Below are 11,160 nucleotides of genomic sequence, written 5' to 3' on the forward strand. Positions count from 1 at the left end.
GCCGTGACAGGCTAGAACCATGCTCCGCCCGGCCGACGACGCAGTTGCTGCGACTCGGTCGACGCTGCCCGTGCGACCTCGCCGCACGCGGCCCCTGCGGGGCTGGCTAGCCGGGGTCACGGCGGGACTGCTGCTCACGCTCACCGCGTGCAGCGGGCAACCCGGCGCCGGCTCTCCCGAGACCACCGAGCCGACGAGCCCGACGGCCTCCCCGAGCACTCCGGTGCCGGTCAAACCCATTCGCGCCAGCGCCCTGCCGCTGGCCACCGACCTGCGGCCCGCCAACATCGAGGACCCCTACACCGCGCGCGCGCTCGGGCTCCTGCTCCGCGGCCTCAAGCGTTACGACACCAAGGGCAAGGCCGTCGACGAGATGGCCCAAGCCATCGAGACAGCAGACAACAAGACGTTCACGATCCGCCTGCAGCCCGGCTGGACCTTCGGCGACGGTGAGCCCGTGACGGCCTCCTCATACGTCGACGCCTGGAACTACGCAGCCCGCGCCGACTCCGGCCAATACCGGGCGCAGGACTTCGCCCCGATCCTCGGGTTCGCCACCGTGCGCCGCCCCTCCTCCGACCCGACCTCCGCCGACACCCTCGCCGGCCTGCAGGTCATCGACGAGAACACCTTCCAGGTCACCCTCAACCAGCCGCAGCCGGACTTCCCCGACGCCCTCGGGCAGTTGTCGTTCGCGCCGCTACCCAAGGCCGCCCTCACCGATCCCGCCGCCTGGTCACGAAATCCCGTGGGCAACGGCCCCTACCGACTCGAGGGCACCTGGCCCCAGACCTCCGACGCCGCGGCGGTCGTCCCGCTGCGACCCAATCCCGCCTATCGCGGGGGGCAGGCGCCGCAGAACGACGGCATCGACCTCAAGGTCTACCCCACCGCCAGCGCGGCCCTCGACGACCTGCGCGCCGGCAACCTCGACGTGCTCGACCTCATCCCGGTCTCCGACCTGCCCAAGTACCGCACGGAGTTCGGCGGCCGGGCCGTCAACCAGCCGGTCGGCGTCGCGCAGTCGCTGGTGTTCCCCGTGCACCGGGAGCCGTGGACAGGTCAGCGTGGCGTGCACCTGCGCGAGGCCATCTCGGCCTCGATCGACCGCGCAACGATCGCCTCCGGGCTGCTCGCCGGAGCCGCGCTGCCCGCCACCGACCTGTCCGCGCCCGTCGTCGAGGGCTACTCGACCGATGCGTGCGGCCAGTGGTGCAACCGCGATCAGACGCTCGCTGCGGAGTCGGCCCGGGCGGCTGGCGCGTGGGAGGGGCCGCTGACGATCGCCTACGCCGCGGACCACGACGAGGGCCCGGTGGCCACCGAAGTCTGCCGCGAGGTGACCCAGGCCCTGGGCGTCCCGTGCGAGCCGCGCACCTACCCCACACTGCGGGCACTGCGGGAGGCGGTGGCCCTGGGCGACGAGCAAGGCCCCTACCTGCAGAGCTGGCAGATGACTCGGCCGACCCTGTCCGCCTTCCTCGTGCCCCGCTTCAGCACCGGCTCGCCCGACAACACGAGCGGCTTCTCCGACCCGCTCGTCGACACCCGCTTCCTGGTCGCCGCCACCGCCTCGGTCGGCGCCCAGCCGGCGGCGTTCAGCCAGGCACAACCGCTGATCTTCGCGACGATGCCGGTCGTGCCGCTGTGGTCGCGCAATGCGGTCGGCGCCACCGGCACAGAAGTGACCGGGGTGCGCACCGACGTCTTCGGCGCCGTCGACTACGCCGCCATCACCCGCCCCTGACCAGCCCTGTCGTGAGTGGGCCGGAGTCGCCCGGTCAGGTCGAGCGCGCGTCGGGCACGAGCGGGATGCCGACGCCGTAACGCGCCTCGAACACGAGTTGAGTCTCGGTCGATCGCACGGTTCGGTGCACGGTGACGTGGCGCAGCACGATGTCGCGCAGCGCCTGCGCGTCCTGCACCGCCATCAGCAGGTGAAAGTCGTCGGCGCCGGCGACGTGCAGCACCCGCAGCACCCCGGGCACGGCGACCAACTGGTCGAACAGAGTGCTCACCCCCACCTCGTCGTGGCTGCCGAGGCGCACCTTGACGACCGCCAGCAGCGGGCACCCGAGCGCGGCGAGGTCGAGGTCGAGGTGCACGCCGCGGATGATCCCGCTCGCCCGCAGCGCCCGCACGCGATAGGCGCACGTCGACTCGGCCAGGCCCAGCCGCACGGCGAGCGCCTTGTTCGTCAACTCTGCGTTCTCGACGAGCGCGGCGAGGATGCGCCGATCGATGTCGTCGAGCGCGGGCGGGGGTTGTGGTTTCGCCAAAATCGCCCTCCGAATATCGTTGCTGCTTGTTGAGAACCTCCAGTTTGCGACATTAGGCAACAGATTCAGCAGCATCTATCGACACTTGTTGCTGAACCGCTCATCGTAGGTTCATGACGGCACACCACCACCTGGACACCATGGCCGTACACGCGGGCCGCGACGATCTCGCAGAGCTCGGTGTGCACGCCCTCCCGATCGACCTGTCGACCACCAACCCGCTGCCCGACCTGGAGCACGCCGGCGCCTCCTACGAGGCGATGGCCTTCGGCGGACGCCCGCCGGCCGACGGGAGCCTGGTCTACCAGCGCCTGTGGAACCCCACCGTGGCACGCTTCGAAGACGCCCTGGCCCAGCTCGAGGGCGCCGATGAGGCTGTTGCCTTCAGCTCCGGCATGGCGGCGATGAGCGCGGCGTTGTTGACCACTGCGGAGTCTGGCCGTCGCCATGTCGTGGCCGTCCGCCCGCTCTACGGCGGCACCGACCACCTGCTGGCCACGGGCCTGCTCGGCACCGAGGTCACCTACGCGAACGCGGAGGAGGTCGGTGCGGCACTGCGCCCCGACACCGGCCTCGTCGTGCTGGAGACGCCCGCGAACCCGACCCTGGACCTCGTCGACATCGCCGCCGTTGTCGCGCAGGCCGGCGATGTGCCGGTGCTCGTCGACAACACGTTCGCGACCCCGGCGCTGCAGAACCCGCTGGCGTTGGGCGCATCGATGTCGCTGCACAGCGCCACGAAGTACCTGGGCGGTCACGGCGACGTCATCGGTGGCGTCATCGCCTGCTCGTCGGAGTCGGCCGCGGCGCTGCGCCGGGTGCGGGCCGTCACCGGTGGGCTGCTGCATCCGCTCGGTGCCTACCTGCTGCACCGCGGACTGGCGACGCTGCCGATCCGCATGCGCGCCCAGCAGGCCGGAGCCGGAGCGGTCGCCGCGTGGCTCGCCGATCACCCCGCGGTCGAGCAGGTGCACTACCCCGGCTTGTCGGCGGACCCGGCCGGCCTGCTCGGCACCCAGATGCGCGGCCCGGGCGCCATGCTCGCGGTAACCCTGCGCGGCGGCTACGACGCCGCGGCGCACCTGGTGACCTCGGTGCGGCTGTTCACCCACGCCGTCTCGCTCGGAGGGGTCGACTCCCTCATCCAGCACCCCGCGGCCCTGACCCACCGCCCAGTGGCCGCGCACGCCCGGCCCGGCGCCGGGGTCGTGCGCCTGTCCATCGGCCTGGAGGCCGTCGGCGACCTCGTCGCGGACCTCGACCAGGCGCTGCGCCCCGAGGTCGTCAGCGACCGCGCGGACGCCGAGCCCCACATGGCCGCCGCCGGCCACTCGTGGGCCATCTAAGAAAGGCCAGTGTTCAATCCACTAGGGCTTCAACTGTTCACCGCAAGCTGTTGCGCGAAACTATCGCGCAACAGCTTGTCTGAGCAGGTCAAACGCTGCGACTCCGATATCGCAATGGCATTCACTAGCAGCCAGGACTAACGACCCTAGGGCGACATCCAGAGAACGCAATAGCTTGTTTGAGGTGAGGCGCACGTCCAGACGCCTCGTTACCTCACCCTCACGCTGGAGCCTTCGTTGGAGATCGCCCTACTCATTGCGCAACTTGCCGTCGTCCTCGCCTGCCTTCTCCTCGGCGCCCACCGCGGCGGCATGGGATTGGGACTGCTCGGCGGCGTCGGCCTACTGATCCTCGTCTTCGTCTTCCGCCTGCCACCGGGAGAGCCACCGATCCAGGTGATGCTGACGATCCTGGCGGTCATCGGCTGCGCCTCGGTGCTGCAGACGGCCGGCGGCCTCGACGTGCTGATGCGCGTCGCCGAACGCATCCTGCGTAAGCACCCGCAGCACATCACCATCCTGGGCCCGCTGACGACCTGGACGCTGACCGTCCTGTGCGGCACCGGCCACGTCGTCTACACGATGCTGCCGATCATCGCCGACATCTCGCTGAAGAAGAACATCCGCCCCGAGCGGCCGATGGCCATCTCGTCCGTGGCCGCCCAAATGGGCATCACGGCCTCCCCGGTGTCCGTAGCGGTCGTCTCGATGGCCTCGATCCTGGCCGAACGTGCCGGTGTCGGGCAGGCCTTCACGATCCCGCAGATCCTCATGGTCTCGCTGCCCGCATCGCTGTGCGGTGTGCTTGTCGCGGCCCTCTGGTCGATCCGCCGCGGCAAGGACCTGGACGACGACCCGGTGTTCCAGGCTCGCATCGCCGACCCCAAGATGCGCGAGTACGTCTACTCCGGGGGATCGACCCTGCTCGACTCCACGTCGTCCAAGGAGGCCTACCGGGCCACCCGAATCTTCTTCACCGCTATTGCCGTGGTCGTGCTGCTCGGCGCCTTCGAAGGATTGCGCCCCTCGTTCCCGACGGAAGCCGGCGGCATGGCGCCATTGTCGATGAACCTGACGATCCAGATCCTCATGCTGGTCGCTGGCGCGATCATTCTCATGACCTGCAAGGTCAAGACAGCCGACATTCCTAATTCCGGGGTGTTCAAGGCGGGCATGGTCGCGATCTTTGCGGTCTTCGGTGTCGCGTGGATGAGCGAGACGTTCTTCGGCGCGCACCTCGAAGACCTGGAGGCCGGCCTGGCTGGGGTGGTCGCCCAGGCCCCCTGGATGTACGCCCTGGTGTTGTTCCTCGTCTCCAAGCTCGTCAACAGTCAGGCCGCAGCGATCACCGCGATCGTGCCGGTCGGTCTCGCGTTGGGCGTCGACCCCGTGGCGATCGTCGGATTCATCGGCGCCGGTTACGGCTACTTCATCCTGCCGACCTACCCCTCCGATCTGGCGGCCATCGGCTTCGACCGGTCGGGCACGACGCACATCGGCAAGTTCGTGATCAACCACAGCTTCTTGGTGCCCGGCCTGATCTGCGTGGCCGTCTCCTGCCTCGTCGGCTACCCGCTGGCCCAGCTGCTGCTCGGCTGAGTTACGCCGTCCACAACTCACCGTCCACAACTCAACAGACACCGAGCCGCCGGTCCCCCGATGGGGCCGGCGGCTCGGTATGCGGCGCGGCGACTCAGGACGCCGGGCGTCAGGGCGTGACGACCGCGTCGTAGGCGGCGCGCAGGTCCTCCTCCGAGGGCCCTTCGAGCCGGCCGGGTTCGCCCGCGCTGTCGACGACGACGAAGCGCAGCAGGGCGCCGCGGGTCTTCTTGTCGCGGCGCATCGCGGCCAGGTGCTCGTCCCACCCCTGCCCCGGAGGCGGGGTGTAGGTCGTCGGCAGGCCGATCGCGGTGAGCACGGCCCGGTGATCCGCGACACCCGCGTCGTCGAGCAGCCCGGCGCGGCGGGCCAGTTCGGCGACGTAGATCATGCCGAGCGCCACCGCCTCGCCGTGCCGACGGCGGTACCCGTTGACCTGCTCCACCGCGTGCCCGAACGTGTGGCCGTAGTTGAGGATCTCCCGCAGCGACGCCTCCTTGAGATCGGCGGTGACGACGCGGGCCTTGAGGGCGATCTTGCGGACGACCAGCTCCCGCAAGACCGGTGAGTCCGGCTCGAGCGCGGCCTGCGGGTCATCGCGCAGCAGCTCCAGAATGCGCGGCTCTCCGATGAATCCGCCCTTGACGACCTCCGCCATCCCGGCGATCAGGTCGGCGCGCGGCAGGGTCCGCAGGCTGCTGAGGTCGACGAGCACCCCGGCGGGCTCGTGGAACGAGCCGACAAGGTTCTTGCCCTCGCCGGTGTTGATGCCCGTCTTGCCGCCGACCGCGGCGTCGACCATCGCCAGCAGCGTCGTCGGCACCTGCACCACCGGCACCCCGCGCAGCCACGTGCCGGCCACGAAGCCGGCGAGGTCGGTGACCGCCCCGCCGCCGACCCCGACGACCGCGTCGGTGCGGGTGAAGCCCGCCTGACCCAGCACCGACCACAGATGCGCGGCGACCTCGACCGTCTTGGCGGCCTCCCCGTCGGGCAACACCTCGAGGTAGGTCTGCACGTCCCGCTGCGCGAGCACGTCCGCGATCCGCTGGGCGAGCGGCTGCACCGCGGCGGCGTGCACGATGAGCACCCGGTGCACGGACGGCGGCAGCAGCGAATCGATGCCGGCAGCGACGTCCTGCTGCCCGACGAGCACGTCGTAGCCCGCGTCGGGTGGCCCGACGTGAATGGTGTCGATCTGGCTCACGAACGATCCTCCCCCGAGTTCTCCGATGCCGAGCCGGAGCGCTCGCCGGAGGCATCCCCCTCGACCGCCGCCTCGTTCAGGGTGACGACGATGGCGTCCACGACCTCCTGCGCTGTGCGCCCACCGGTGTCGACGATGTGCGTCGCCAAGCTCTCGTAGATGGGGCGGCGGTGCTGCATGAGCGCCAGCCACTGACCCCGCGGGTTGAGCGCGAGCAGGGGGCGCCCCTGGTCGAACCCGGCCCGGCGCGCGGCGTCCCGAAGTGCGACATCGAGAAAGATCACGGTGTGCCCCTGCCCGAGCGCCGCCTGGGTCTGGTCGGCGAGAATCGCTCCGCCCCCCAGCGAAATGACCGCGGGCTGCCCGGGCGACAACTCCGCCACCGCTCCGGTGAGCGCGTCGGTGACGGCTTGTCGCTCGACGGCCCGAAACGCCTCCTCGCCGGAGTCGACGAAGATCTCTGGGATGGTGCGTCCCTCGGTCCGCTCGATGATCACGTCGGTGTCGACGAACGCGACGTCGAGCCGCTGCGCCAGCAACTGCCCGACCGTCGATTTACCCGCCCCTGGCGGTCCGATGACGACGATCAACCCGCTCGAGGCGGCCTGCTCACCCGCTGTGGCCGCTTGGCCCTCTCGGCTCTCCCGCGTGCTCACCACGACCTCATTCCCTCCGGGATCGACTCCAGGTACGAGCGCACGTTGCGGGCGGTCTCCCCCACGGAATCGCCGCCGAACTTCTCGCTCACGGCGTCGGCGAGCACGAGCGCGACCATCGCCTCGGCGACGACCCCGGCCGCCGGTACCGCGCACACGTCGGAGCGCTGGTGGATGGCCTGCGCCGCCGCCGTGGAGGTGACATCGACCGTGTGCAGCGCCCGGGGCACCGTGCTGATCGGCTTCATCGCCGCTCGCACGCGCAGCACCTCGCCGGTGGACATGCCGCCCTCGGTGCCGCCGGCGCGGCCGGTGCGGCGCCGGATGACCCCGGCGTCGTCGCGTTCCATCTCGTCGTGGGCGGCCGAGCCACGCCGCGCGGCGGTCGCGAAGCCGTCACCGAGCTCGACGCCCTTGATGGCCTGGATACCCATGAGCGCGGCGGCCAGGCGGGAGTCGAGGCGCCGGTCCCAGTGCACGTGCGAGCCCAAACCCGGCGGCACCCCGTAGGCCAGCACCTCGACGACCCCGCCGAGGGTGTCGCCGTCTTTGTGCGCCGCGTCGACCTCGGCGACCATCGCGGCCGAGGCCGCCGCGTCGTAGGCGCGCACCGGATCCTCGTCGAGGCCCGGCACGTCGTCGGGGCCCGGCAGCGAGTCACCGGAGGAGGAGGCCGCGCCGATGGCGACGGTGTGCGACAACAGCCGGATGCCGGCCGCCTGCTCCAGGAAGGCGGCAGCGACCGCCCCGAGAGCCACCCGGGCGGCCGTTTCGCGCGCGGAGGCCCGCTCCAGCACCGGGCGCGCCTCGTCGAAGCCGTACTTCTGCATCCCCACGAGGTCGGCGTGCCCGGGGCGGGGGCGGGTCAGCGGCCGGTTGCGGGCGATCTCCTTGGGCGCGTTGATGTCGTCGGAGGCCGCGAACGCCTCCTGCTCCACCGGGTCGGGGGCCATGACGGTCTGCCACTTGGGCCACTCGCTGTTGCCGATCCGCAGCGCGATCGGCGACCCGAGCGTCGAGCCGTGGCGGACGCCGCCGAGGATCTCCAGCTCGTCCTGCTCGAACTTCTGCCGGGCGCCGCGCCCGTACCCGAGCCGGCGGCGGGCCAGGGCCGCGCGCACGTCGTCGCTCGTCACGGACACACCCGCAGGAATCCCCTCGACGATGGCGACCAGCGCGGGCCCGTGCGATTCTCCGGCAGTCAACCAACGCACCATGGCCGAAATGGTCGCACGTCACGGCAGCCGCGCCTCGTGCGGGTTCAGGAGCCGGAATCGAGGTGGGCCAGCACCGCCGCCCGCATCGCCGCCACCGGCGCCGGCAATCCGGTCATGAGGCGCACCTGCTCACCGGCCTGGTGCACGAGCATCCCCAGACCGGAGATGGTGGTGGCGCCCGCGTCCGCGGCCCACCGGGCCAGCGGGGTCGGCCAGCCGCCGTAGACGACATCCATGAGCACCCGCCCGGCCAGCGTGCCGGCCGGCACCGGGTCAAGGCCCAGGTCCGTGCCGGTCGGCAGGGTGCTGACGGTGACGTCGGCGGAGGCGATGAGCCGGTCGAGGTGGCCGCGGGCCAGCCCGGCCTCGTGCGCGACGGCGATCCCGCGCCGGGTCGCCAGCTGCTCGGTCTCCGGGCGCACGGTCGTGCGCACGACGAAGACGATCTCGCGCACCCCCAAGCGGCCCAGGGCGTCGATGACGCTGCGGGCGGTGGCACCGGCGCCGAGCAGCACGGCCCGCCGCGGCGACCGCCCACCCTGGCCGACCCCGGCCTCCAGCAGCGCCTCCAACGCCCCATAGGCGTCGGTGCTGTCGGCGATCCAGCCGCGGTCGGTGCGCACCAGCGTGTTCGCGGCGCCCATCTCCCGCGCGTGGCCGGAGGCAGCGACCGAGATCGCCAGCGCGTCCTCCTTCAACGGCATGGTCACCGAGAAGCCCAGCCACTGCGAGTCGCGCCCGGCCAAGAACTTCAGCAGGCTCGATTCACCCTCGCCACCGACGGCGAACTTCTCGTAGCTCCACTGGGCGAGCCCGAGCTCGGCATAGGCGGTGCGGTGCAAGATCGGCGACAGCGAGTGTTCGATCGGGGAGCCGAGCACCGCGGCGCGGCACGGCGTGAGGGGCACGCCGCTCAGCACTTACCGGGGTTGGCCTGGCACCACTGCTGGAAGCGGCGGACCTGAACGTTGTGCTCGTCCAGGGTCGTGGTGAAGACCGTCTCACCGGTGCCCGGGTCGACCGTCACGAAGTACAACCACGGCCCGTCGACGGGGTTCTGCGCCGCGTTGATCGACTTCGCCCCCGGATTGTTGATCGGGCCCGGCGGCAGGCCCGGGTGGCGGTAGGTGTTGTACGGGCTGGTGGCGGCGCGCTCCTCGTCGCTGGTCGTGATGGAGCGGCGCTGCGCGGCGTAGTTGACGGTCGAGTCCATCTGCAGCGGCATGTTGGCCTTGAGCCGGTTCTCGATGACGCGGGCGACCTTCGGCCCGTCCTCGTCGGTGCGGGCCTCGCCCTCGACGAGGCTGGCGACCGTCATCACTCGCTCCATGTTCGCCGGCGGCACGTTGAGCGAGCGCAGCTGACTCGTCGCGTGCGCGACCATCGTCCGCAGCTGGCTGATCGCGTCGGTGCCGGGGTCGAAGTCGTAGGTCGCGGGAAACAGGTAACCCTCGATATTGCCCTTGGCGGCCTCGGGAAGGCCGACGATCGAGGGGTCGTCCTGGATGCGCTTCTCGGCCGCCTGGTACTGGGCGACGGGCACCTGCGTGACCTTCGAGAGCTCCGCGTAGACCTCGCTCTTCCACAGCCCCTCGCGAATCGTGACGCGGGTCGTGTTGCGCCCCTCGTTGCGCATGAGGGAGAGCGCCTGGGCGGCCTGCATCTCCTTACGTAGCGCGTAGTGACCCGGTTGCAGCTCGTCACCGGGGTTGTCCTGGATCGCCTGGGTGAACGCACCGGCGGTCAGCACGACCCCGGCCTGCTGCAGCCGCTGCCCGATCTCCAGGCCCGTGTCGCCCGGCTCGACGACGACCTCCACCTGGCCCTGACCGGCGCCTTCGTAGTCCTTAGGGGCGGTGAACTGCTGATAAATGGGCCGGAACAGCCCGACGCCGACCGCCACCCCGCCCACGACCAGCGCGAGCGCCACCGCGAACACCACCAGGCGCCGCCACACGGGCTTGCGTGCAGTACCGCTGCTCTCGTCGTACGGGGGCTCGTCGTGGCCGGCATCATCGCCCGCGTAGCCATGCTCGTCGTACTCGCCGTGACCGTCCTGCTCGTCGTACCGGCCATGCTCGTCGTACTCGGCGTGATCCTCGTAGCCGTAGCCGCCGTCGTGCTGGTCAGGGCCGCGCTCGAGACCGCGGTCATCGTGGTCACCAGAGTGGTCGCCACCCTGGTCGACCCCGTGTTCAAGGTCCGGGCCGGCGTCCTCGCGGGCCTGGCGACCGTGCTGATCGGAGGCGCGGACGACCTCTGGCTCGTCCCAGGCGTCCGGTGCATCCGCGTCCCAGTCGCCAGACGCGCCGGGGCGTCGGGAAGGGGGCTCGTTGCTCATCCCGGATCTCCTTCGATTCTCTTGCCGGTGTCCGGCGCTGCTCGGGTGTGCCGCGGTCTACGACGTCCGACGCTCTCCCCCGCCGGCTGCCCCGAGACGCGTTCGGCCTCAAGGGCCGTCTGCAGGATGGTCACGGCGGCCACCTGATCGACGACCTCGCGGTGTCGGCGTCCCGGACGTCCGCTGGCGTGCAGTGCCCGATGTGCTTGCACAGTACTAAGCCGCTCGTCGAAAACCCTGACCGACACCGCCGCAGGCACCTCGCGTCGCAGGTCGGCGGCGAACGCACGAGCCGTCGCGGCCGCCGGCCCCTCCTGTCCAGAGAGGCTGCGGGGCAGGCCGACGACGACCTCGATCGCTTCCTGGTGGGCCACCAGGTCGACGAGCGCGCCGACCGGATCGTCCTGTGCGGGCAGGCTGGCCCACGGCGTAGCGATCAGCCCGTCGGGGTCGCTGAGGGCCACGCCGACCCGGGCGGCGCCGACGTCGACGCCGACCCGGATGCCGCGTCGCAC

General features: G+C 71.1%; 10 protein-coding genes. 3 read left to right on the forward strand and 7 right to left on the reverse strand.

The window, feature by feature from the left end; all coding sequences use genetic code 11:
- Positions 1–19: 19 nt before the first annotated feature.
- Complete coding sequence (locus KILIM_RS11585; RefSeq protein ID WP_006592876.1) at positions 20–1,747, forward strand: peptide ABC transporter substrate-binding protein; 1,728 nt, start codon at positions 20–22, stop codon at positions 1,745–1,747.
- A gap of 34 nt (positions 1,748–1,781) precedes the next feature.
- On the opposite strand, the gene KILIM_RS11590 is transcribed toward KILIM_RS11585, so the two are convergent.
- Entirely contained in the window at positions 1,782–2,279 is a 498-nt protein-coding gene (locus KILIM_RS11590) for an Lrp/AsnC family transcriptional regulator (RefSeq protein WP_006592877.1), read from the reverse strand.
- 113 nt (positions 2,280–2,392) lie between these two features.
- Between KILIM_RS11590 and KILIM_RS11595 the strand changes: the two genes are divergently transcribed.
- Both KILIM_RS11595 and KILIM_RS11600 read left to right on the forward strand, forming a co-directional pair.
- Positions 2,393–3,625 carry a trans-sulfuration enzyme family protein gene (locus tag KILIM_RS11595; RefSeq protein ID WP_006592878.1) on the forward strand — a complete coding sequence of 411 codons (1,233 nt, stop codon included), beginning with the start codon at positions 2,393–2,395 and terminating at the stop codon, positions 3,623–3,625.
- 237 nt (positions 3,626–3,862) lie between these two features.
- On the forward strand, positions 3,863–5,224 hold the full coding sequence (locus KILIM_RS11600; protein WP_006592879.1) for an anaerobic C4-dicarboxylate transporter: 1,362 nt from the start codon (positions 3,863–3,865) through the stop codon (positions 5,222–5,224).
- A gap of 109 nt (positions 5,225–5,333) precedes the next feature.
- Here the strand turns inward: KILIM_RS11600 and aroB are convergent, their stop codons facing one another.
- From aroB to ruvX, 6 genes are read right to left on the reverse strand one after another with little or no spacing between them, the layout of a single operon-like run.
- On the reverse strand, positions 5,334–6,431 hold the full coding sequence (gene aroB, locus KILIM_RS11605) for a 3-dehydroquinate synthase (RefSeq protein ID WP_006592880.1): 1,098 nt from the start codon (positions 6,429–6,431) through the stop codon (positions 5,334–5,336).
- Complete coding sequence (locus KILIM_RS11610) at positions 6,428–7,087, reverse strand: shikimate kinase (RefSeq protein ID WP_006592881.1); 660 nt, start codon at positions 7,085–7,087, stop codon at positions 6,428–6,430. The genes aroB and KILIM_RS11610 overlap by 4 nt, the downstream gene beginning before the upstream one ends.
- Complete coding sequence (gene aroC / locus KILIM_RS11615; protein WP_006592882.1) at positions 7,084–8,304, reverse strand: chorismate synthase; 1,221 nt, start codon at positions 8,302–8,304, stop codon at positions 7,084–7,086. The genes KILIM_RS11610 and aroC overlap by 4 nt, the downstream gene beginning before the upstream one ends.
- 44 nt (positions 8,305–8,348) lie before the next feature.
- Complete coding sequence (locus KILIM_RS11620; RefSeq protein ID WP_040563119.1) at positions 8,349–9,212, reverse strand: shikimate dehydrogenase; 864 nt, start codon at positions 9,210–9,212, stop codon at positions 8,349–8,351.
- Positions 9,213–9,217: 5 nt separating this feature from the next.
- Positions 9,218–10,645, reverse strand: coding sequence for an endolytic transglycosylase MltG (gene mltG / locus KILIM_RS11625; protein WP_006592884.1), 1,428 nt, complete (start codon positions 10,643–10,645; stop codon positions 9,218–9,220).
- Entirely contained in the window at positions 10,642–11,160 is a 519-nt protein-coding gene (ruvX, locus tag KILIM_RS11630; RefSeq protein ID WP_006592885.1) for a Holliday junction resolvase RuvX, read from the reverse strand. The genes mltG and ruvX overlap by 4 nt, the downstream gene beginning before the upstream one ends.

The sequence above is a fragment of the Kineosphaera limosa NBRC 100340 genome (assembly GCF_000298215.1).
GTDB classification, from domain to species: domain Bacteria; phylum Actinomycetota; class Actinomycetes; order Actinomycetales; family Dermatophilaceae; genus Kineosphaera; species Kineosphaera limosa.

Bases quoted from the DNA above. Each gene is read 5' to 3' on its own strand.
- KILIM_RS11585 (WP_006592876.1), top strand. From the start codon at position 20: ATGCTCCGCCCGGCCGACGACGCAGTTGCTGCGACTCGGTCGACGCTG.
- KILIM_RS11595 (WP_006592878.1), top strand. From the start codon at position 2,393: ATGACGGCACACCACCACCTGGACACCATGGCCGTACACGCGGGCCGC.
- aroC (WP_006592882.1), bottom strand. From the start codon at position 8,304: ATGGTGCGTTGGTTGACTGCCGGAGAATCGCACGGGCCCGCGCTGGTC.
- mltG (WP_006592884.1), bottom strand. From the start codon at position 10,645: ATGAGCAACGAGCCCCCTTCCCGACGCCCCGGCGCGTCTGGCGACTGG.